Source organism: Methanobrevibacter arboriphilus JCM 13429 = DSM 1125, assembly GCF_002072215.1.
GTDB classification, from domain to species: domain Archaea; phylum Methanobacteriota; class Methanobacteria; order Methanobacteriales; family Methanobacteriaceae; genus Methanobinarius; species Methanobinarius arboriphilicus.
Genome location: NZ_JXMW01000002.1, coordinates 20,487 through 46,993 on the forward strand (window position 1 = coordinate 20,487; position 26,507 = coordinate 46,993).

At 26.9% G+C, this 26,507-nt stretch carries 14 protein-coding genes; all 14 read right to left on the reverse strand.

Going from position 1 to position 26,507, the window contains the following annotated elements:
* Positions 1–26: 26 nt before the first annotated feature.
* The 14 genes from MBBAR_RS01670 to MBBAR_RS01735 all read right to left on the reverse strand — a co-directional run bounded on the left by MBBAR_RS01670 (position 27) and on the right by MBBAR_RS01735 (position 26,216).
* Positions 27–950 carry a cation diffusion facilitator family transporter gene (locus MBBAR_RS01670; RefSeq protein ID WP_080459550.1) on the reverse strand — a complete coding sequence of 308 codons (924 nt, stop codon included), beginning with the start codon at positions 948–950 and terminating at the stop codon, positions 27–29.
* A 197-nt stretch (positions 951–1,147) separates the two neighbouring features.
* A complete protein-coding gene (locus tag MBBAR_RS01675; protein ID WP_080459551.1) occupies positions 1,148–3,988 on the reverse strand; it encodes an AAA family ATPase in 2,841 nt (946 codons plus the stop codon).
* Positions 3,989–4,025: 37 nt separating this feature from the next.
* The gene (locus MBBAR_RS01680) at positions 4,026–5,405 is read right to left on the reverse strand and encodes a metallophosphoesterase family protein (protein ID WP_080459552.1); all 1,380 of its coding nucleotides are present in this window, start codon (positions 5,403–5,405) and stop codon (positions 4,026–4,028) included.
* Between the two features lie 595 nt (positions 5,406–6,000).
* Positions 6,001–6,636 (reverse strand): 2TM domain-containing protein, encoded by a 636-nt coding sequence (locus tag MBBAR_RS01685; RefSeq protein ID WP_080459553.1) that lies wholly within the window; start codon positions 6,634–6,636, stop codon positions 6,001–6,003.
* 16 nt (positions 6,637–6,652) lie between these two features.
* On the reverse strand, positions 6,653–8,191 hold the full coding sequence (locus MBBAR_RS01690) for a helicase HerA-like domain-containing protein (protein ID WP_080459554.1): 1,539 nt from the start codon (positions 8,189–8,191) through the stop codon (positions 6,653–6,655).
* Positions 8,192–8,349: 158 nt separating this feature from the next.
* Positions 8,350–8,829, reverse strand: a complete 480-nt coding sequence (locus MBBAR_RS01695) for a GNAT family N-acetyltransferase (RefSeq protein WP_080459555.1) — start codon at positions 8,827–8,829, stop codon at positions 8,350–8,352.
* A 102-nt stretch (positions 8,830–8,931) separates the two neighbouring features.
* Positions 8,932–10,044, reverse strand: coding sequence for a DNA double-strand break repair nuclease NurA (locus tag MBBAR_RS01700; RefSeq protein WP_080459556.1), 1,113 nt, complete (start codon positions 10,042–10,044; stop codon positions 8,932–8,934).
* 144 nt (positions 10,045–10,188) lie between these two features.
* The gene (locus tag MBBAR_RS01705; RefSeq protein ID WP_080459557.1) at positions 10,189–10,935 is read right to left on the reverse strand and encodes a geranylgeranylglyceryl/heptaprenylglyceryl phosphate synthase; all 747 of its coding nucleotides are present in this window, start codon (positions 10,933–10,935) and stop codon (positions 10,189–10,191) included.
* Positions 10,936–11,492: 557 nt separating this feature from the next.
* Positions 11,493–16,154, reverse strand: a complete 4,662-nt coding sequence (locus MBBAR_RS01710; protein ID WP_080459558.1) for a beta strand repeat-containing protein — start codon at positions 16,152–16,154, stop codon at positions 11,493–11,495.
* Between the two features lie 267 nt (positions 16,155–16,421).
* Positions 16,422–21,590, reverse strand: a complete 5,169-nt coding sequence (locus MBBAR_RS01715; protein ID WP_080459559.1) for a beta strand repeat-containing protein — start codon at positions 21,588–21,590, stop codon at positions 16,422–16,424.
* Positions 21,591–22,167: 577 nt separating this feature from the next.
* Positions 22,168–22,602, reverse strand: coding sequence for a DUF4411 family protein (locus tag MBBAR_RS01720; protein WP_346218167.1), 435 nt, complete (start codon positions 22,600–22,602; stop codon positions 22,168–22,170).
* Between the two features lie 209 nt (positions 22,603–22,811).
* On the reverse strand, positions 22,812–23,078 hold the full coding sequence (locus tag MBBAR_RS01725) for a PRC-barrel domain-containing protein (protein ID WP_080459561.1): 267 nt from the start codon (positions 23,076–23,078) through the stop codon (positions 22,812–22,814).
* 975 nt (positions 23,079–24,053) lie between these two features.
* Positions 24,054–24,701 carry an NTP transferase domain-containing protein gene (locus MBBAR_RS01730; RefSeq protein ID WP_080459562.1) on the reverse strand — a complete coding sequence of 216 codons (648 nt, stop codon included), beginning with the start codon at positions 24,699–24,701 and terminating at the stop codon, positions 24,054–24,056.
* Positions 24,702–24,746: 45 nt separating this feature from the next.
* Positions 24,747–26,216, reverse strand: coding sequence for a methanogenesis marker 14 protein (locus MBBAR_RS01735; RefSeq protein ID WP_080459563.1), 1,470 nt, complete (start codon positions 26,214–26,216; stop codon positions 24,747–24,749).
* Positions 26,217–26,507 lie beyond the last annotated feature (291 nt).

Here is a 26,507-nt window from a genome sequence, read left to right on the forward strand (position 1 = left end):
AGCTTTAATTAAATAAGCTCTAATAATTACTTCTTAATAAATTCTATGTTAATATCTTCAATTCCATGTAATGAACATAAATTATTCAATGATTTTTTAATCTTTTCAGTATCAGAAACTTTCAAATCATCCTTAAGATTTATTTTAACAGTTAAAATATTCTTTTGATTATCCAAACTCCATAGATAAAACTTAACTATATCATCAATGCCTTCAATAGATAAAATATCTCTCTTTAAAGTATCTTGGTTAACATTTCCTGGAGCTTCTAGAAGAAGTATTTTAAAACTATAAAATAATGTTTTAACTAAATTATAAATCATCCATATAGTAATAGCTATAGATAATAAAACATCCAATATAGGAATATTAAAGAATATTAAAACTACACCAACACCTAAAAGAGCGATCCAACCCATTAAATCTCCAATAAGATGAATTGAAACAGCTCTTTCATTTAAAGTTCTAGAATCTCGTAGCTTCCAAACACTTAATGCTTTTAAAAATATTGCAAAAATAGCTACAAGAACCATTCCAGAAGCATGAGGCTCAACAGGAGCAAAAATTCTTGAAAATGATTCAAGGAGAATTAGAACAGAACCAATAATAACGATAGAAGAAGTAATTATAGCTCCAAGAAGAGAAAAACGCCTATAACCATAAGTAAATTTTTCATCCTCTTCTTTTTCAGAGAATCTTTGAAAAATCCAAGAAAAACCAAGAGCAATAGTATCACTTAACCCATGTAGAAGATCAGCTAAGATAGCCATACTATTTGTATAAATAGCCCCAACAGCAACTACAAACATGAATATAATGTTTAAGAAAAATGCAAATGAAATATTCTTAGCTGCTTTATGATACTCAAAATCATGAATATGACTATCATCTAATTTTAAGACTTCTTTATTATCAGATAACTTAAAATTATCGTTTTTATCTTCTTTCATAATACCCCGTCTTTCATAATATTTTATCTTTTATAATATACATTCTAATATCCTATCTTTTATAATACAGCTTAATATCCTATCTTTTATAATAGAGTTTAATATCCTATCTTTTTTAATATACAGCTTAATATCCTATTTTTTATAATACAGATTAATATCTATCTTTTATAATATTCTATTTAATTATATAATAATTATTCTGAAATAACATTAGACATTACATTGATTTTAGATATTCCATCATTTTTTTCAACTTTTATAATATTATCTGCTGCATTTTCAAGCTCACTATCATGAGTTACAATAATCATCTGAGGAAGAGAAGACATCTGTCTTAAAAGATAAATCAACTCATGCCTTCTAAAGCTATCTAAATGGATTGTTGGTTCATCGAGAAGTATTGTTTCAATATTACCTTTAGACATAGCTTTTGTAATACCTAACCTAAGTGCAAGAGCAATAGCAATTTTTTCTCCACCACTAACCATGTCTAATTTACTTTCTCCTTCTGGACCAAACACTGAAATATTATAATCTTCATCAATTTTTAAATCAGAATAATTAAAATTAAATTGTTCAAAGAATTCTTTAGTATTTTTTTGAATAAGAGGCTTGGAACGATTCCTTAAATCTTTTTGAATCCCATCTTTACTGAAAAGTTCCCTTATATCTTTTAAAAGTTTAAGATAATCAGTAATATTTTCTAACTTTTCTTTAAGAATATCATTTTGAGTCAATTTTACAGTCAAATTTTCAATATCAGAAATAATCTGAGTAGCTTTACCTTTAATCTCATTTATTTCTTTATTCAAGATTTTTAACTTTTCTTCAGATCTTTCATAAGTAAAAACAACATTTTCATATTTATTTTTACTATAGTTACAAGCCTTAATATTATTTTCAATATTATCAACTTTAGAACGAATTGTATCAAATTCATCACTTTTATTTTTTATTTGAGATTCTAAAATTGGTAATTGAACAATTTCTCCTTTTAGTTGATTATAAATCTTGTCTTTATCTCTTAAATCATCAATCCGATTTTTCAAATCTTCTTTTCTAATATCTGGAGATAAATAAGAATCTTTACTCATAGCTACTTTTAATTTTTCAACTTCAATATCAATACTTCTTTCTAATTCTCTTAACTTGTCTTTTGTATCATATTCTTTACCTAATACATCAAGAGATCCTGAAGCATGAACATACTTATCATAACTTTCTTTTGAGATTTTTTGTAATTTATTTTGATCTTTAATTGATAATAATACATTATCTAGCTTATCCCTTGTATCTTCATAAGTTTTTAATTTAACATCAATATCACTTATTTTTTCAAGCTCTTTTTTAGCTATTTCATAATACTTGTATTTTATTTGAATATCTTTTTCAACAGAATTTATCTCATCAAGTTTAGTTTTAAAAATAGATTTTTCATTAGAAATCTTCTTTAATTCATTATTAAACTTATCAATAGATTCTTGATTAAATTTAATTTTATTATTATAAGAATCAATTAAATTATTTTTCTTTTCCTCTGTGATATCAGATTTACAGATAGGACACTGATTATCAACTTTTTTAATCTCTAAAAGTGGCTCTTTAGCAGAATTAATACCTTCTTCTAATCCAGAAACCTTTTTTGAAATATTATTAGATTTACTATCAATTTCTTTAATTTTACTTTCAGCTTCAATTTTAAAATCAATGATTATTCTTTTAAGATCTTTAAAATTATTAGAAATTTCTTTGAAATTCTTCTGATTAGAAAAATCAATTTCTTCTTTATCATAATTAGAAAAATCAATTTTCGAATTTTCAAAGGTAGAAAAATCAATATTTAATGATTTAGAAGTCTCATTAAAAAAATTTTCGATTAAGGCAATATTTTCATAGAATTCCTTTTTAATATCAGATCTATTTTTTTCAAGTTCTTTAATTATTCCTAATTCACTCTCAAGCTTTGATTTTCTATCATTATAAACATTTAACTTCTCTTGAACTTGTAAATAATGATTATAACCTTCTTCCTCATTTTTAATAATATTTTTTTGTTTTCTTATATTAGCTAATTTTTCTTCATAATTATCTCGATCTTTTGTAAGATGCTCAAGATTATTAACAGATTCTAAAAATTCAAGATAAATAGGAAGCTTATTTGAAAATTTCTCCAAACTTAACATTTCTTTTTCCTTATTTTTAAGATTTTCAAGCTGTTCCTGTAGTTTTTTTCTCTCATTAATTACCCTTCTTGTATTTTCATTTTCATTAATGAGTTGAGTGTTTAATTTATCAAAAGTAGATTTAGATTTTTCCATTTCTAATTTTTCGTTTGCCTTTAAAGATTTTAATTGCTCTAATTCTTTAATTTCCTTTTCAATACCATTACCTTTAATTTTAATTTCTTCAAAAATTATTTTTTTGTTTTTTAAATCATTATTTAAATCTAATGAAGATGCAGTACGACCATCCAATTCTGACTTTTGGTTTTCATAAATATTAATTAAAGGGAGGCTATTTTTCCAAGCCTTTTCAAGACTTTCAACACCAAGAAGTCTTCCAATCAATTTCTTTTTTTCAGAGGGAGATTTACTTATTAAGTTAGCTATCTCTCCTTGTTGGATATATATTGCATTTAAAAATAACTCACCATCCATTTCTAGAATTGTCTGAATTTCCTTATTAACTGAAGAATCCCCAGAAGAAATTTTAGTGCTACCTCCATCAGAATCCTTAACTATAAGCTCTGCCTTTGAAGTACTTCCACGAGTTCTATTTACAATATACTCCTTTCCATTGGAAATAAATTCTAAACTTACTGACATTAATTCATGAGAATGTTTATTCTTAGTAATCCTAACTAAATCATTAATTTTACCATTGAATTGTTTAAAGAGTGCAAAACTTATACCATCAAGAATGCTTGACTTACCAGCTCCATTTTCTCCAACTATAATACTAATACCTGGTTTAAAATCAATAACAGAATCTTTATGAGATTTAAAGTCTTTGAGAGTTAATCTTGTAAAAATCATTATATCACTTTATTAATATCTAAAATTAGATCTAAAATTATTTGAAATCAATGGTTGTCTGTTTAAATTTCTCATCAGAATCTTTTATATTTTCGTTACTATTATTATTGTTAATATTTTTATGATTAGACTTATTTTCATTATTGGATTTGTTTTTACTGTGGGATTTGTTTTTACTATTTAATTTATTCTTATCATCTTTCTTATTTTTAGACTCTTGTTTCATTATTTTTTTAAATTCAGTCTCATATTGACCAAAATACTCTTCATAAAACAAATCAGCAATTTTTTGAGAATCTTCAAATTTGTCTTTAGACAATGAGCCTAAAAGATCAACAGCTAAATTAGAAATGTCCTCATTATCAAAAGATTTAAGAGATTCAACCAATAAATCTTTTGGTTCAAGAGAAGTATTATCCTTAATATATCTCTCTTCTATTATTAATTCTTCATTCCTAAAAGTAGGTCTAAACATTAAAGTAATCTTTGATAGAATATTATTTAATTTTTTATAAACATCAGATGTATTAAAATTACCCTTTTCTATAGTAATATTTAAAATAGGTTTATTGTTTAAAGAAGAAATATAGCTTCCCAAAGAATTAAGTTCTGAATCTAATTTTCCATATTCAATATTTTTAGATATAAACTCTCTTGGAAGTTCAATATTAATTGGATCAACATCAAATCTATTTTCAGCATCATTTTCACTAGTATCAACTATATAAAAACCTTTTCCATTTTTTTTATAATCAATAGCTTCATTAGACCTCCAAATTTCTGTAGAACCTGGATAAACTAATTTTCCTTGGCCAAAATCATCAATAATTCTATTATGAACATGGCCCATAGCATAATAATTAAAAGAAGTTGGAATATCTGAAATTTCAAGCTCATAATCAAAAGGAATATATTTATCAATTCCTTGATGAGCAACTAATATTCTTTTTGAAAACCCTTCACTTTTTTTAGATAAATCATTGAGCAGAGATTTTAAAAGAGGTGTTTGAGATTTTGAAATATAGGGAGTACCTCCAATAAAAATATCATTTTCCCTTAAAAAAGAACTATTAACAATAGGATTATTTGGACTAATAAGAGTAAGACCAAGCTTTTTAAAAAGGATTTGTGGTGGAAGAGCATTTTGACGTAATATAGTGTCATGATTTCCAGCAATGGCAAAAAATGGAATTCCTGACTCTTTAATTTTCATTAAACCTTCTTGAAAAATAAGAAGTGCGTTTGGAGATGGTTTTGCTATTTCAAACAAATCACCACTATGAATTACAAAGTCAACTCTCTCATCAATTATTTTATCAACAATTTCATTAAATACATTATAGAAATCATCTTCCCTTTCAATTAATCCATATTGGCGATATCCTAAATGAGTATCAGATAAATGAGCAAATTTCATATTTTTACCTTTTTGGGTTATTAATTTGAATAGTTATTTTTAATATAACATGATAAGTAATGTAATTATTAAATATAATTATTAAATTGTTAAATATAATTATAATATAATTATCAATTATAATATTAAATATAATTATAAATAAGCTAATACAGTTACTACAAATAAATGTTATTATATATTAATCTAATAATAATTATACTATTTGCTAAATCCTTTAATTACTGATTATATTAATATATATTTTACAAATATATATTTTAATAAATGCTTGATTAAATGCTTGATAATAAATATTTAATAAATGAATAATTAATGAATACTTAATAAATAATTAATAAATAATAAATACTCAATAAATACTCAATAAATACTCAATAAATACTTAATTATATTCTAAATCATATTTAATAATATAAAAGTATATGATAATATAAAAATATCTAATAATACAGATCTATTAAATAATATAAAGTTATCTAATAATATAAAGCTATTTAATAATATACAGTTTAAAATTTATATAATTTTAGTAAAATATCCCAATAATAGCTATTTTTAATAATATTAAATAAAACTAAAGATTTACTATTTTTTAATTAAATTCCGAAATATAATATTCTATTTTTTCATTTTCCCATTTTTCACCTAAAAATTTCTTATCAGAGTGAAACAACAATAAATATCGATATATTAAAGTTAATATAGAAAATGGTAAAATTATATTAAAGAATAAAAATGAGTTAGAAATATAATTAGTGAAAACATAATATAATACAAAATTCAAAACAACAACTCTAATAACTAAAATATAAAACTTTCTCTTTGCTTTATTTTTATCTTCATCGAACTTATTATCAACTTCTTCTTTATTAGGAATTTTATCAGTTTTCATATACTTTTTAAGCTTTTTAATTCCTTTTTCACCACTTCTAAATTTTCTCTTAAGATTATATAGCTTAATATATCTAAAAACTATAAATATTGAAAAAATAACAGCAACATAAGCAAAAATAAAAAATGGAGATTGTATAATTGATAACTCAGGAGAAAAAGAAACATTCTCACCTACAAATGTAAATGATGGCATTAATAGAAAATTTCTACTTATAATTGTTCTAACTATAATAAACAAAAATATTCCAACAAGTAGAATAATCTGTAGATAAAGTCTTCTAGTTTCTTCGACAATAATTTTAGCTTTTTGATAGCTAGTGTTAGTAATAGACATAATTTACCTTATAAACTTAATAATTTCCGCCTAATTGTTTAAATTCATCTTCCTGGTCTTTTATGTCATTTAATTCCTTATCTTTAATTGATTGCCATTGATCAATAATATTAATATCATCACCAACAGTTCTACCTTTAAATTCATCAATTTTAACAAGAGTTGGAACTTTTACCATCAAACCTAAAACTATAGCTTCACCTACATTTAAAGAAGGTAATTGTTTTACAAGATCTTCACTTAGACTTTCACTAGCTGATTGAACATGTCTCTGATCTTGAGGTTCAACAAGTCTAAGAATTATCATATTGTTAGCTTGAGAAAGAGCATCAGGATCAACAGACTTTGGACTTTGACTAACAAGACACAAACCAAGACCAAACTTTCTCCCTTCTCTTGCAACTCTACTTATCCAATACTTAGATGAAGGATTACGATTCTTAGGAGCTAAAATATGTGCTTCTTCCATGATGAAAAAAACTGGAAAATTAAGATGTTTTTCATAGAAATTTTCTTCCTTTTTATGTATAGCTGCTTTTCTGCTCTTTAAAGCATTTCGTAATATATGACTAACAATAACCTCAGCTGCAGATTCATCAGTTTGTCCTAAATCAATTACATTAGCTACTCCTAATTTTAACTCTGATAAAATATTAGATCCATTAATATTCAATAGATTATCATATTTTGTTTTTAAATCATCCATTTTATTTATTACATCCATAATTTTTGCTTTTTCAGATGAATTTATTTCTTTTCCACGGAAAATTTCTGTATTATACCATTTTTCAAGAACTCGTCTCATAATCTCAAGAAAATCTCTAGTATCAGATTCACCAGAACTAACAATAGCATTTGCTTCTTTATAAGCTTCTCTAAAGTATCTTTCTTGGATATAAGCAGAACTTGGGATATTAGCTAAACCTTTTATTTCACTAAAAGACATATATATAGGATTTATAATTGGATCAATTGGATTAACAGCACCATTTTTAAATTCAGCATCAATATATTCACCATGCATATCAAATATAAGAATACATCCATTATATTCAAGTAAACCATCAATAAGAACAGAAACTGTGTTAGATTTTCCAGCTCCAGTCATTGCAAGTATAGCTAAATGTCTTGAAACCATATTGTTTATATTGAGTTTTACTTCAACATCTTCCTGACTAATGAGATTTCCGATTTTTAATCCATTATCAAGCTTAAAAATCTTTCTTAAAACTTTTTCATTAGCAACTTGTATTTCAGTTCCTGGAGGTGCAGGTGTTCTTGGAATTCTAAGATTATCATCAACATCCCCAAGAATTCGAATATTACCTTTTATATAATAATCTTTACCTTCAATTTCTCTTATTTTTTCAATTGTATTTGGATCATAAATATCACCATTAAGCGAAACACTACCTCTAATAAGAGATTCAATCATGCCTAAAATAACTTTTCCATCATATTTTAAAGATACATATTCCCCTACTTTAGGCATCTCTTTAGAAACAAAATTAACATCAATAAGAGAATTTTCACCAACACATCGTCCAATTATCATATTAACACCTAAATCATATTAAATCCAAATAATATTAACCAAATCATATTAAGTCAGAATTATAATTAACCAGATGATATCAAGTTCAAATTATAATTAACCAAATTATATTAAGTCAGAATTATTAATATCAATATCTCCCCATTAAATGTCTAAAATTAAATATAAATATCGTTACTTTTCTTCTTAAAGTGAACAAAGCCAAAATTTTCTGATATCTTTTCAGTTTTAAATTCTTTATATCCACACTTTCTATATAGATATAAATTTTTAGAACTTTTATAACCTGTAAATAGATAAAAATCAATATTAGAATATAAACTTATATAATAACTCTCAATAGCACTCAGTAGTTTTTTCCCAATACCCATATTTTGAAAATCAGGATGAACAATAAGTTTTCTAATCATTATATTATTATTAGATTTAATAGCTCTTATAGAACCTACAATTCCATATTCATAATCAAAAGATTTTAAAATAATTCCTTTTTGAAATTCTTCTCTAATTTCATCAATCGTCTGATTTAAAGGTTCAATTGAATTATCATTATAAAGCTCTGCCTCATTAATATAGGATAATTTCTGCAAATCCAAAATTTCATCTAAATCATTTAAATTAGCTTTTTCAATAATCATCAAATCCACATCACAAGGCCCTTCAATAAAATATTTTTCAAATAAAATACCTCCTCAAAAATATTCCTAAAATATTTTAATTCCTAAAATATTTAAATATATTTAAAGCATTTCCCTACCTGACTTTTCATAAATACCAATAATCTTAGATAGCTGTTCAATATCGTTTTTTTTAATAACAACATCATGATGGGCTTTTTTAAGAAGATAAGGATAACCATCAGTACAATCCTTAGAAATAATTCCAATAATCTCTTTAATCCTTTCTTCATTAGCTTTATAAGGTAACTCAATTTTTAAAATATTCTTATTTTTTTCTAGTCTTACATAAAATATTGTAAAAACTAAACTTTTAAAAAACTCATTTTCAACAGGAAACTCTCTTTTTAATTGATTATTCTTATCATGAGAATATTTTGGAGGATATGAATAGCCTGTAACTTGACTATTAGTATACTTATCAAAAATAGCTATATCTGGAATATTAATATCAAAATAATCAGTAGCAGTAGAAGTTTTAGATATAGCAATAAGTTTATTTTTATATTTTAATAAATTAGCTAATGTTAAAAGTTTTTCTATATTTTCTAAATAATTTTCCACATTTTCAAGAGTAAATCCTTTATTATTTCCAACTTTTTGGATAGATTCAATTTTATTTTTTAAATTCTTGTAAACTAATTCATTAGAAAAAACTTTAACATTATGTTCTCCAATATCTTCAATTTCTTTTTTGATTTTATCCTCAGCTAAATCTAATATATCATATCGAAGACTTTGAGGGATTTTTTTTTCAAGAGGAGAAGGCCTTATTAAATCTCCTAAAAGAGAACCATCATAAAGATAATAATCAACATCATATTTTTTAATAGCTTTTAATGCATTTTTTACTTCAAAAAGACCCATATAATTTCTAATTCTATCTTTAGCAAATTCACTATGTGGCATTGTGTTTATATAAGAGCTTTCTATCTTAGAAAGTTTATCATTATAAATCAATGATTCTGCAGAAATAGCATAAAAATAAAAACTAAGGAACTTTTTTTCATGTTTACTACCATCACCAGTAGCTATAGTTAAATTATAATCATTTTTAGGTATTTTCTCATCATTCCAAAATTTAGAAATATCTAGATTATGATTATCATAATCCTTAATTTTGTCAATAATACTCCCTTTTTTATTTATAGCTTCAGTATAAAGTGATTCTAACATCTTAACTCCTTTAAAAAATAATTATTATTTTAAAAATCATAATAAAAACAAATCATAATAATAATTATAATAATAACTATAATAATAACTATAATAATTATAATAATTATAATTATTAACTATTAGTACTGTTAAATATTTAATTTAATCATTAGCCTTTCTAATACTAGAAACAATCTCATTTATTTTAGCTTCAACATTGTCAGTTTCTTCAACAATAGTTCCTGTGACAATAACATCTGCTCCAGCTTTAGCTACAGTATAAGCAGATTCACCATTACGAATTCCACCACCAACAACTAAAACCATGTTATCTGTAGCTTTTTTAGAGTAAGCAACCATTTCAGGAGTCACATGTTCTTCTGCACCAGAACCTGCTTCAAGATAGAAAAATCTCATTCCAAGTGCTTCAGCTGCCATAGCATAAGCAGCAGGAATCTTTGGCTTATTTCGAGGTACAAGTTTTGCATCACCAATCCAACCAACGGTACCTCCAGGAGATATAACCAGATATCCCATAGGTATAGCTTCAATTCCAGATTTTTTAACTGAATGAGCTCCAAGAGCTTGAGCTTCAATAATCCAATAAGGATTATTAGAATTTAAAAAACTCATAAAAAAGATTGCATCAGCATATTTACTTACATTACTAGTATTTCCTGGGAAAATAATAATTGGAAGATCAATATTTTTTGATAAAGCTTTTGCAGTATTATCAACATCTGCACCATCTACAGTAGAACCTCCAAGCATAATACCATCAGTTCCACCACGTATAGCTGCTTTAGCTATCTCAACAGCTCCTTCAGGAGTTTGTTCATCAGGATCTATTAAAGTTAAGTGAACTTTACGACTTTTTAATATATCTTTAATCTGATTTTCTACTATCATAGTTAACCCTGTAAATTTTATTAATTGAAGACCTTATTAATTAAAGATCTTATTAATTGAAGATAATTATTAATTGAAAATTATTATAAATGAAAATAATTTAATTATGCTAAATATTATTATATTATTAATTAATACTTAATAAAATTATACTCAATATCCTTAAAGTATATAATATTCTTAAAAGTATATTTAATATACTTAATAAAGTTATAGTTAATAAAAGTAAGCAAATAGAGGAGAAGATTAAATATCAAATATCATACTAAATATTTGAGAGTGATTATATTTTAATTGTTTTTTAGAATGACTCACAATTGCAAGTTCAATGAACAAAAACTCAAATTTGGATTTATATTTATACAAAATTGTATAGAACAAAATTTATTTGAAATTGTTCAATTTAACATATATACTGACTGAACAAAAATAATTGTGAGTCAACCTCTTTTTTAAAAAAATAATAAAAGATAAAAAGAATATTTAGTAAATCTTCTTTTCTTCTTTTATATATCCCCAAAAAAAATTTCTCACACACCATAAGAAATAAAAAAAAATTATTTAAGAACTTTCCTATATCCTTTCATTTTAATTTTAGATATTTTAAGAGGTTTGAGATTCTTAACAGTGAATTTCAAAACATTATTAACCTTATTATAACTTGTTTTCACATTACTAGATTTACTAACCTTACTCAAAACATACCTACCTAAAGAATGTTTTTTCAAGAAATTCTTATTATAAAGCTTAGAACCCTCCAAATCACCAACATTCTTAACATAATAAGTCTTATAACTCACACGATAACGCCTACCAGACTTCTTAACAAGAGTATAAGACTTAACTTTAGTATAAACAATCAGTTTAGCTTTATTAACAGTAATAGAATTAGACTTACCAATAGAAGAACCATATTTAACATAACTTGTATTCAAACCATTATACAAAGCACTACCATAATAATTACCTGCCTTAGATAAAGTGAAAGTATAATTAAAAACACCTTTACTGTTTGTCTTAAGATTCACAGATTTATCACCAAGCTTTAAAACAACCACCTGATTAGCTAAAACATTACCATTAATATCTTTAAGCTCACCTTCAACAGTAATCTTATTACCCTCCTTTGTTGAGCTTAAACTAATTTTAGTTCCAATTAAATCTTTAAAAACAACTGGAACATAAGTAACAGCACTATTATACTCAGCATTACCAACAAAAACAACTTCTAAATCACCAGAATAAGGACTAATTATAATATAATTTAAAACAGCCTCACCATTTAAAAAATTAACACCATAATAAGTAGTATTACCAATTATAACATCACTTGTAGTGTTAATCCTCTCATTAAGAGATAAACTAACAATAACAGTATCACCTAAACTACCATTTCCAACAACAGCACCAACAACTAAATCATCCTTAAACACAACAAAACTAGTACTATTACTAAAACCAAAGTAAGTCCCATCACCAGCCCAACTAACAATAACACTAAACACACCAACATTCTTTGGAACAAAATTAAGATTCCATTTACCATCAGCACCAGTAGTCATAGTATAAGCAGTACCATTAATAACCACACTTAAATCAACACCAACCAATAAATTACCACCAATATCAGTTAAAACACCACTGACATTAATGTCATTACCAATATTAAAAACACCTTCTACAAGAATAGTGGAATTAGTAATATTGCGAGCAATAAAACTAGTAGTATTACTAAAACCAGAATAATAATACTCTGATCCATTCCAACTCACAACAACAGTATAAAGACCAGCAACAGTAGGAGTAAATCCATAAGTCCAGTCACCATTAACACCAGTAACAACATGACCCAAAACACCATTTATTGTAATATCAATAGTTTTATTTCTCAAAGGATCATTATTAAGATCAGTTAAAATACCAGTGATAAAAAGCTTTGAATTTACAAGAACTGGACTAGTTGGAACAACAATAGTACTATTAGTATTAATCAAAGCTAAAAAGACAGTTTCATTATTAAATCCATAATAAGACCCATTACCAGCCCAACTAACACTAACCAGTATATTAGAACCCGGAGCAATATCTTTTGAAATTTTATAAGTCACACTCCAAACACCATCGCTATTAGTAAACCTAGTATAAGTAGCATTACCATTAATAACAATAGTAACACTAACACCAACCAGTGGATTACCTGCTTCATCACTCACAACACCACTTAAAATAGCATCATAACCAACACTAGCAGGAGACGGAACAACAACAATACTAGAATTACTCACACTACACACAGTAAAACCAGTAACATTAGTAAAACCAGTATAAGCATCATTACCCTTCCAACTAACAATAACACTATAAACACCAACAGTTGGAGTGAAAGCATAACTCCAAACACCACCAACACCAGTAACAACAATAGATGAAACATTCAAAGTTCCAGCTATTGTAATATTAAGACTAACACCAATCAATGGATTATCATCACTATCCAATAGAACACCAGTAATATTAAACACATGACCAGACCAAACATTATCTGGAATTATAATAGTACTATTAGTACTTTTCACACCAGGTAATACAATATTAAAGCCTAAAATATCATTAACAGTACTATTATAATTATTATCACCATTGTAAGTCACATTAACAACATAATAACCCAGACCATCAGCAAAAACACTACCATCAGTAGTGTTAAAAGTATAAGACCAAGCACCATCAGATTTAAGATTCACAATAACATTACTACCATCATTGAAATGTATAGTCACACTACCAGACGGAACAACACCTACACCAGTAACAATACCACTAACAGTAACATTATCACCATAAACCACATCAATCACAGGATTAACAATAAGAACCGAAGTAGCAGGAAGAATACTAAAACTCACACCACTATTAAAAGTACTATTATAATTATTATCACCATTGTAAGTCACATTAACAACATAATAACCTACACCATCAGCAAAAACACTACTATCAACAGTGTTAAAAGTATAAGACCAAGCACCATCAGATTTAAGATTCACAGTAACATTACTACCATCATTGAAATGAATAGTCACATTACCTGTCGGAACAACACCTACACCATCAACACCACTTACATTACCACTAATAATAACATTATCACCATAAGTCACATTATTCACAGGATCAACACTAAGAATTGGAATAACAAGAATGATATTAAAACTCATAACATCATTAACAACATTACTATAATTGTTATCTCCATTATAAGTCACATTAACAATATAATGACCCGCACCACCAGCAAAAACACTACCATTAGTAGTGTTAAAAGTATAAGACCAACTACCATCAGTATCAAGGTCCACAGTAACATTACTACCATCATTGAAATGAATAGTCACACTACCAGTCGGAACAAAATCTACATCACTAACACCAGTAACATTACCAACAACAGTAACATTATCACCATAAAGCACATCATCAACAGGATCAACACTAACAACCGGAACTGCAGGAAGAATATTAAAACTCACAACATGATTAACAACAACAGTATAATTATTATCACCATTATAAACCAAATTCACAATATAATAACCCACACCACCAGCAAAAACACTACCATTAGTAGTGTTAAAAGTATAAGACCAACTACCATCAGCATTAAGGCCCAAAGTTACATTAGTACCATCATTGAAATGAATAGTCACATTACCAGCTGGAACACTTCCAACACCAGATACAGTACCAGTAACAGTTATATTATTACCATAAGTCACATTACTTACAGGATTAACAATAACAACTGGAACTGCAGGAAGAATACTAAAACTCACACCACTATTAACAGTAATATTATAATTATTATCACCATTATAGGTTACATTAACAACATAAGAACCAGAACCATTAACAAAGACATTAGTATTTGTTGTATTAAAGGTAAAAGTCCAAGTACCATCAGATTTAAGACTCACAGTTGCATTAGCACCATCATTAAAATGAATAGTCACACTACCAGTTGGAATACTACCTCCCACACCAGTAACTCTACCAGATATAACAACATTTTCACCATAAAACACATCATTTACAGAATCAACACTAAGTATAGGAATAGCAGGAGAAACTGTGAAATTCACAGCAGAACTTGAAGCATTATAATTACTACTCGCAACTAAAACCACAAGGTAGCTATAATTACCAACAGAAATACCAGCAGAAAACGCATCTAAAGATACATATCCGACACCATTAACAAAATACACATTATTATAATTTTTACTATTAATAACTAAATCATAATAACCATCTGCAATAGCCTCACCATCAATAGTTGCATTAACAACTAAAGCAGGTACCTCACCATAACTAACATTCTCCACACTAAGATCTAAAACAGGCTGACCCTTACCTACATTAAAACTAGTAGTATTAATAAATCCAAAGTAAGCCTCATTACCACTCCAACTTACAACAACATCAACAAGACCCACAACACTTGGAGTATAAGTTATATTCCAACTACCATCACCACCAGTAGTCACAGTAAAATTAGAACCATTAATAATCAAAGTACCATTATTATAAATTGCTCCATTATCAGCATTATTACTATCAAAGCTACAATTAGTCACAGAAACATTAATACCTCCACTATAAATAACACCACCATTAATAGCTGTATTCATAGTGAAAGTTAGATTATTTAATCTAAGTAAATTAAATAAACCATAAATAACACCACCCTCACCAGCAGTATTATTAGTGAAATTAGAATATGCAATCAAAAAATTATTAACTGTACTAGGTCTATTAAAATAGAAAACACCACCATTAGTAGCAGTATTATCAATGAAATTAGAATAATTTACACTAAACTCACCAAATAATTCTGAATATATAACTCCACCATCATCAGCAGTATTATTAGTAAAGTTAGAATAATTTACAGTAAAACGTGCTCCTCCATTTGCACGATTATAATAGATAGCTCCACCAGTAGTTGCAGTATTATCAGTGAAACTTGAATTAGTAACTAAAAAATAATGATCATTACCACTAAAATAAGCCCTAATAGCACCACCAGTAGTAGCAGTATTATTAATAAAAGTACAATTATTCACAAGAAAAGTAGAACGAGCACTATAATCATTATAAGTGTTAAAATAAATAGCACCACCAGTAGTAGCAGTATTATTAATAAAAGTAGAATTTACCACATCAAACTTAAAACCATCACCACTACTACCAAATTGATAGTAAATAGCACCACCATCAGATCCACTATTATTTATAAACGAACAATTATAAACACCCCAAGCATAGTAATAGTAAGTTACAGCAAAACGGATAGGCGTATTTTATTATTTATAAAATGAGAATAATACAAATTAAAGTTATAATCTGAATTTATAGCTGTCACAGTATTATTTATAAAATAAGAATAATACACATTAAAGCCAGATCCAGATATACAATTTTGATTATTATTTATAAAATAAGAATAATACAAATAAAAAATTATTACTATTAATAGTTGCACCAGTACCTATAAAATTAGAGCCATTCACAATAAGACCAGCCCCAGTATTTTGAATAGAATTACCAGTATTATTAATGAAACTACAATTAATTATACTAAGATTAGCACCAGTACTATAGATAGGTCCAGCAGAACTAGTAATATTTAGATTAATTAATGTAACATTAGTTGCTGATATAGTAAATATTCTTCCAGAACCTCCTGCATTAAACACTGGATTTCCAAACTCACCAATAATAATAAGCCTATCAAAGCTATTATTTAAAGTGAAACCAGTATTAACCCCAATTCCAGTATAATCAACAGCTCCTCCATCTGCTCCAGCTATATGAATTGTTACATTAGAAAAATTCCACATACTTATGAGATTTAATGCAGCTGAAAGATTTGAAAATGCCTTTTCCCAGCTACTACCATCTGAATCAGGATTATTATTTGAAGAATTCACATACAAATCATTATAAGGAACTGCATAAGTACAAACATAATCATCAACAATGAAATTTTGATTAAAAGGAAACAAGCTACCAGTCTTATTTACACGAGCATCATAACTTATATTTTCAATGTAGCTAGATTGTACTAATTCAAAGTAAGGAAGTAAAGCTGGATTAAAAGCAGATGAATCATTTAAGCTAATATTATAATAAAAATTAGAAGGCTGATGAACAATACCTACAATAACATGATTAGCAAAAACAAGTGAACCAGAACTACCATCTACATAAACATATGCATAAGGAGATTCTGTAGATACATTACCCCACCAATTGAGATTAGCATTTAAACTTGAACCTGAAATACTATTATAAAAAACACTTGAACCTTGACTAGCATTATTATTATAAAAACGATTATAATTTAAAACAACAGTACCACCATTAATATTGACACTACCGCCACGAATAGCTGTGTTATTAACGAAATTACAACCACTCACACTCATATTAGTAGAAAGATAATTTAAAATAGCACCGCCATCATTAGCTTTGTTATTAGTGAAATTACAACTACTCACATTCAAATATGGAGCAGAATCATGATTATAGATAGCACCACCACCAACAGTAGCATTATTACCAGTGAAAGTAGAATTAAACACATACATCGTCCAATCGTTATTAAAGATAGCACCGCCCCTATCACCAGCTTTGTTATTAGTGAAATTACAACCAGTCACATTAAAATTTCCACCATTACCATTGTTGATAGCACCACTAAAACTAGTAGCTGTATTACCAGTAAAATTAGAATTACTCACACTCACATTAACAGCATCAAAGTTAAAGATAGCACCACCACTTCCATTAGCTGAGTTACTAATAAAAACAGAATTAAGCACAGTCAAATTAACACCATTATTATTGGAAATAGCACCACCATCACCACTGCCCTCACCACTAATCTTAACAGCTGTATTACCAGTGAAATTACAACCACTCACAGTATTATTAACATCACGAGAATTATAAATAGCACCACCAGTAGTAGCTTTGTTATTAGCAAAACTAGAATCAGTCACATTCGAATAATTACCAGCATTACAAATAGCACCACCAGCACCACTAAGTTCAAAATCATACATCACCCTGTTAGCTGCGTTATTAGTGAAGATAGAACCACTCACACTCAAATAACTACGATTATTATGAATAGCACCGCCACTACCATTAGTAGCATTATTATTAGTGAAATTACAACCATTCACATTAAAAGAACCAGTAGTATAATTATTACAAATAGCACCACCACTACCATTATTAGCTCTATTACTAATGAAATTAGAACCAATCACATTAAAAGAACCAGTATTATAGTTATAAATAGCACCACCACTACTATTAGCTCTATTACTAGTGAAATTAGAACCAATCACATTAGAACCACCACTACTAATATAGTTATAAATAGCACCACCAAAAATATTAGCTGTATTACTAGTAAAATCAGAACCACTCACACTCAAATAACCACCAGTATTATAAATAGCACCACCACTTTTATTAGCTATATTATTAGTGAATTTAGAATCACTCACATTCAAAGAAGTACCAGTATTATAAATAGCACCTCCAAGACCATTAGTAGCATTATTAGCTCTATTAGTAGTAAAAATAGAATTACTAATAGTCATATTAGCACCAGAATTATAAATAGCACCACCACTACCATTAGTAGCATTATTACTAGTGAAATTACAACCACTCACAGTCAAATAACCACCAGTATTATAAATAGCACCACCCGGACCATTAGTAGCATTATTAGCTCTATTAGTAGTAAAAATAGAATTACTAATAGTCATATTAGCACCAGTATTATAAATAGCACCGCCACGACCATTAGCAGCATTATTACTAGTGAAATTAGAACCACTCACAGTCAAATAACCACCAGTATTATAAATAGCACCACCATCAATAGCTGTGTTATTAACAAAATTAGAACCATTTACAACAAGACCGCTGCCATTATTATAAATAGCTCTAGTATTATTAATGAAACTACAATTAATCACACTAAGATTAAAACCATTATTATAAACAGAATCAACACCACGAGTAAAAATTAGATTAATTAAAGTGAGATTAGCTGCTGATATATTAAATATTCCTCCAGAACCTTCTGCATTAAACACTGGATTTCCAAACTCACCAATAATAATAATGCCATCAAAGCTATCATTTAAAGTTAAACCAGTATTACCCAATCCAGTATAATTAACAGCCCCACCATCTGCTCCAGCTATATGAATTGTCACATTAGTTAAATTACCAACAAATACAAGATCTAATGCATCTGAAAGATTTGAAAATGCCTTTTCCCAGCTACTACCATCTGGATTAAGATCAGTACTTGAAGAATTCACATACAAATCACTATAAGAAATTACACTATCATAAGTATAAACATAATCATCAACACTAAAAGTTTGATCCTCAAATGGAGATGAACGAGTAGCCCTGTTTACACGAGCATCATAACTTATATTTTCAATGTCATTAGATTGCAATAATTCAAAGTAAGGAAGTAAAGCTGGATTAAAATCAGAAGAATCATTTAAGCTAATATTATAATAAAAATTACCAAAAGGCTGATAAACAATACCTACAATAACATAGTTATCAAGAATAAGAATACCCTCACTACCATTTACATAAATATAATCAGAAGGAGAAGTTATATTACCCCACCAGTTAAGATTAGCATTTAAGTTACCAGAACCAGTATAATAAATAGCTGTACCAGTAGTAGCATTATTATTATAAAAACGATTATAAATCAAAGTAACATTACTACTATTAAAGTAGATTGCACCACCAATAGTAGCTGTATTATTAATGAAAGCAGAACCATTAATATTAACAGTAATAACACTTCCAACAAAAGCAATTGCACCACCAGTAATAGCACTATTATTAATAAAATTAGAACTATTTATACTAAAATTACCAAGTAAATCTTTATTGAAATAGATTGCACCACCACTAGAACCAGTAGTAGTAGTAGTATTAATAAAATTACAACCAATTATACTAAAGCCATTATTAACACTACTATTAAAATAAATAGCTCTACCATCACCACCATCAGTACTATCAACACTAACATTACTAGCTCCATTATTAATGAATGATGAATTCACAATACTACCTATAGTACATCCACTTTCAACTAGTATAGCCCTATAATTATTCACAAAATAGCTATCTATAATCATGATATTACTGGCATTAAGAACAACAAGAACACCATCATAAGAAGAAACATTACTAATAGTAAGATTAACATCACGATTAAAAACATAAACATTCCAAATACCACTAACATTATTACCAAAATAACTATAACCTGATGTAGAATTAATAACAAAGCTATTATCATTATTAGTTTTTATAAAAACCATACCATTAGTCACATTGGAAAAAGTCAAATTAGTAAAATAAGGAACAAGACGACCCAATTTAGCTCCATTAACAATTGTAAAAGTCCCAATATCATTAAAAGAACAATTAGTAAGAGTCAAAGTAAAAGAAACTATTAAACCAGAACCAAAAGCATTTCTTGCAACATTAAATAAAGTATTAACATTAGAAAGATTAGAATTAGTAACAGTTATACCTTTCAAATAAGACACACTAAACTGAGAATTATTAAATACTGAATTATCAACACTAATATAACCAGTAGAATCCTGATACATAAAAACAAGAGGTGTTGTGATAACAGTATTATAAAAACTACAATTAATTAAATAATTAGTACCTCCATTCCTAGCAGGTATTCCGAGATTAGAAATATTATACACAGTACAGTTAGTAAAACTAAAATAGGGAGTAGGACCAGAATAAGTACCATCGAAACCAAGTTTATAGTTATTACCATATATAATAACACCTGTAAAAATCGTACTAGGGGAACCACCTACATAGTGGATAGCTCGAATATTAGTACTCATATTTAAAATGACATCAGAAGCATTAGCAACATAAGAGTTACTATACTTACCAGAATTAATATGAATATAGCTATCATTAAAATCATAAAAACCAGAATTTAAGATAACAGTCACAGTATTTCTACGATAAACTCCATCGGTAGTTCCATCTATCTCAGTTAATTTTGCTTGAAGATCATCTCCATTATTTAAAACAATAGTCTGAGCAGAGGCAATATAACACGTACCTGATTTACCAATATTATAAGTACTACCATCATAAGTAACATTTATAGAAATATCAAGATCACCATAGTCATACTTAGGAACAAAAAAGCCTACAATCCATTTTCCACTATCATCAGTAGTAGTTGTATTAGTACCAAAATCACCCCTTTGAGCAGAATGCACATTAACACTAACGTTAGCACCAGAAATAGTAGTATTATCCGTTGTATTAAAAACAACACCACTAATTTCATTAACACGATCATCATAAAAGCTAGGCACAGTGACATTAGAATCAACATCAGCAGCAGAAACACTACTAACAAACATGAATCCAGCTAAAAATACTAATAAAACCAAGAAACTAAACTTAATTAGCTTTATAATAAATTTATTTGACTTAAAATTAGAGTTACCAACAAGCTTACTATTTATCATTAAATTCATCATATACATCCTTATTTTCCTTATTTCAATCGATTATTACTAATTATTATTAATTGGATTATAAAGTGAAAATCTTATAAGCAAATGCTCACTTTTTAAATATTTAATAAAATTTATGAAATTTATTAAATTATTAAATTATTAAATTATGAAATTTTATTTAAAAAATATAAAGAACACTCACTTTTTATACTATTAGTGTAATTATAATTATTTATAGTATATAAATTTAACCCCTAAACAAAAAATCCAGAGCAGTTCGATGAAAATAGAAAAAAACAACCTTCACCCCCCCCCCCCCCTTATTAAAGGAAAAATAAGGACTTAAACTAAAAATAAATCCTATTTAATTAATTTTACCTAAAAAATAAACCAAACCCCAAATATAAAAAAATCTTAGAAATTTTTTATTAGCTAATGTAAATTCATAATCTGAAACAATCAAACTATTAAAAAAGAACAAAGTTATAACAATATATAGCTATTGAAAAAAGTAAATTCATAAAAAAATAGTACTAATTTTAAGTTTAAGGGTTTAAAACCCTTCAAAGTCTATCTGTTTTTTTGAGTGTTATTATTATTTATATAGTTGTTCTCTCCTAAACAGTTCAGTAAAATCAATACACTGGAAAGGACCTGTAACAGGGTTTATTTCAAATGTACTTTCTTTTCCATTCCTACAATAAGCCCCTAATAATCTACACACATTAGGTATTTTAAGAGATTTTTGTTTGCTTTTATCACAATTCCAACCTTCTAAAGTAACTAAAACAAGATTATAAGCCTTGGCATGAATAATAAGCTCTAAATCTCCAGAAATTTCACGATTAGTATGATATTTATACCAGCCAGGAAGTTTTTTTCTAATAAAGTTTGATTCTTCCCCATATTTATTATCTTTTGGACCAACAAACATTTTTTCATGTTTATCTGCCCATTCAACTACTTTATGTTTTTCATTTTCATTATAAGGGAATAATTTTTTAATTTCTTTATAGGCATCTGGTTTAATTTTCTGATTAAATAATAATAAAAATACAGATGAATTATTAAACTTTCTTGAAGAAGTAAATAATAGTCTGAATAGCTAATTATAATTAATAACTAATAAGTTATAACTATAATAACTAATAAATTGTAAGTTATAATTATATAATCATACTAAGAATTTAAAAAAAGAATATAAAGAATTTAAAAATGTAAAAAATTTAAAATTAAACACTATTCTGTAACTATTATAAATTCCCCTACTTTTTCAACTTTAGCAAAAGGAACTAATAATAAATCTCCATTTCTTTTAGAGCCTTTAACATGAATGTTTCTACCTTGTTCAACTTTAATTGCTATATCCACAATTTTACCACTTTTTTCATTAATGACAAGTTCATCGAGAGAACCAAGAATACGAGCATTATTAGTAGCTACCTGATATCCTTTAACTTCACTCCATAGTTTCTCTTCTTTTTTAGGGATGTTTTTATTTTCCATTATTTCACCATAAACTTATTATGTTCTCTATAGTTTATATAGTTTATAGGTCTTATTATAATTTAGATTTCATTATATGGGTTTTATTATATGAGTTTTATACTAAATATTACAATACTTATAAAAAAAACATGGAAATAATAATTTAGAAAAAAGTCATTATTTAAAAAAATGTGATAACTATGAAATATATTAAATTAATACTAATTATTGGAAACATAGATATGATTATAAAAAACAAAAATTAGTAGCATATGATTATGATGCTATGAATCCTAAAAAAGGTAAATATCATGACATTTTTCTTTGATACTAATGTATGTATAGGGTACATTTTTAAATGGAATCCTTAGTACAATAAATCAGAGGATATATTCTCTAAAAATTGATCGCCTTATTGGTCAGAAATTGTTAAAGATGAATGTGAGCAAGTTATTGGAAAATTAATAAATGAATATACATCTAATTATGACAATATTAAAACAATTTTAATAAATAATAATATTCATCCTCCTGATTGGCAGATTTGTTTAGATGCTCATGATTTAGGGCATAAAATTCGAAATTTAATTTTTGTTAATTCTGATTATACATTATGTGATTGTTTAAAACCTATTACTTAATAAAACTAAAATTAATTCTATACATAAATTTGATAGGCTTAGTATTTTTTCCGAGATATATTATTTTTTACAATTGAAATTTTTAGTCTTGTAGCTGCAAGAAATGTTTTTTAAAGTGTAAAACTATTTTTTAATATTTTTATATTTATTTTATATCTTTTTTTTGTTAGTGTAAGGTAAAATGTGTTAGTGATTTTATTTATTGTTTTTATTTTTTAGATTATATCCAACGTAACTATCATATTTAGATTTGTTTTTAAAAGTTTTAGTCATATTTTTATTTTTTGTTTTAGAAATAGTTTTATATATTTATTATGTATTCTTATATGTTATCTATTAATTATTTTATTAACTATACATCATGTATTTGATTACTTTCAGATAATAAGTAAGCTAATTTAGCATCATCAGTAGTGTTTATATTTAGAGCTAACTCAATTTGAGGAATAATTAATTTTTCCTCATTTTGTACTTCATTTCTACTTAATAAGATATTTAAACCAGAAGGAACTAAATTATCAAATACTAAAGAAGGTTTAATTCCATACTCCTCAAAAATTGAAATAGGAACCAAAACAGACATTGCATCAACATCATTTTCCATATACTTTTCTAGAATATAATCAATAATATTTGTAGAAACAAAAGGTAGATCAGTATTTATAAATAATAATATGTCATCAGAAGATTTTTTTTCAAAATGAGATAATATAAATGATAGATCTTCAACATAACCATTTCCAGGAGTTTCTAAATAATTAAAAAACTTTTCAGAATTAAAAAATTTTTCAGAATTAAAAAACTTTTTAGAGATATATTTTTTAGTTTCAGGAGTATGAGGGCTTACAGCTATAAAAATCTTATCAATATATTTAGATTCTTTTAAATTATCTAAAACATGATCAATCAGATACTTATCAAAAAGTTTAAAGAGAGGTTTTTCAGTGTTTATATTCATCCTTTTTCCCTTACCTCCAGCCATCAAAACAGCTATTATCATGTGTATCTCCTAAATAAAATAATAAGTGAATTATTAAAGAAATATCTATTTTTTTTCTTGTAATTTCTTTCTAGCTGCTAAAATACATGGCCTTCCTTGTTTTCCACCAACAGGAACGTTCATAGTTCCCATTGAATTCATACATCTAGCCATTATAGCAGAACCTAAAGCTAGACCATCTGAAACAAACACACAATCCTTAAAGTTGTCTTTAGTATATTCAAGTATTAATTCAGGTTTCTTACCAGTAATCCCTGCTCTACCAGTTATTCCCAAAGCAGATCCAGGAATTATAATATTTTCATCAAATGCAACATCCAAAAGCCTTTTAACAATAATTGCACTTACATGATCCATAGTAGCAAACAATGTAGGTAAACCATCATTTTTATAAAGTTCTTCTCCTAATGAGATTAAATCAGGAATTCTATCACCATTTTCACCAACATCACAACCAATCAAACAAGTCCCTGCCTTTTGAGCAGCTTCTGGTTTAACAGGAACAGTTCCAAACCTATTCCTATCCATTGGAACCTTTCTAATATCAATAATTTCATGAACTTTTTCTGCATTAACTTTAGCACGTTTCCAATCAGCTTTTTTAAGTATATCTTTAGAATATAAATCAATTGCAGCTCCACCCTTCTTATCCACCTTATCAGTTCCACGAACAAGTGAATCAGCTATAACTCCTGCAAGACCTAAAAAATTCCCAACAGTATGTGCATAAGGTTCATCATCATTAACTACCCTACCAGCTAAGGTTGATCCAAAATCAATAGAAACACAAGGATTTCTATAATCAACCTTCGTCCATTTAGCTCCAAGTTTTATACCAGCTGTAACAAGTTCACCTTCCATTTCATTAGACACAACTTCTTCTCCTTTAGGTGGAAGAACACTAACAACAGCACCGTCAAACATTACTTTATCAAGAAGAGTATAATCTTTTAATCTATCTGGAAAATTATCAATAGACATAGCTGGAGCCATTTTTCTTGGAGCAACCCCTGCATCTAAACATCCATTAGCTAGAGCAATTATAAGTTTTCCACTCTCTTCAGGAGTTGCAAAACCTGCTGTTACACCAGTTGAACGGACTACAAAATCTAAATCATTTTCAATATCAATATGAGCTTCCTTTGCAGCTTCAATAACAGTATCACGAACTAGCTCAGATACAGATTCTTTTGAAAGTTCAATACCCCACACAGTTTTACCAAAAACTTCTTCTTTTGGTTTTGGTGGTCTAATATCTCTTGTCATATTAACAACTTTACTTAAAAGATAGCTTTCACTTGTATTTAAATTAGTTGCACAAATGATACACTTTGTAGTTGTATTCCCAAGTTCAACAGAGGCTGTGATATAATATTCATCAGGCCTCATTTTATAACCAGACCCTGCAGTTTTAGCTGAAAAAGGAGATGATTTTAAAGATTCAAATTTTTTAAATTTACTTTTAGCTATTACAGGTTTAGAACCTAAACCAAAAATTTTACTTATAAAAGACATATATTTTTCCCTCAAAACATCCTTTTATTTTATAATGCCCACTCAAAAGCATTTAAATTAAATTAATAATTAATGATTATTAATATAATAATTAAATTAATAATATAAATATATACTATTTTTATATATTAAAAGTAAAGTTTATAAAGATTTTTAAAATTTTTTAAGAATTATTAAAATATTAAGAATTATTAAAAGTTATAAAATAAAAGCTAAAAATAAAAAAGAAAAATAAAAACTACAAACTATAATTTTAAATTATAATTTAAAATTAAAAATAAATTAAATAAT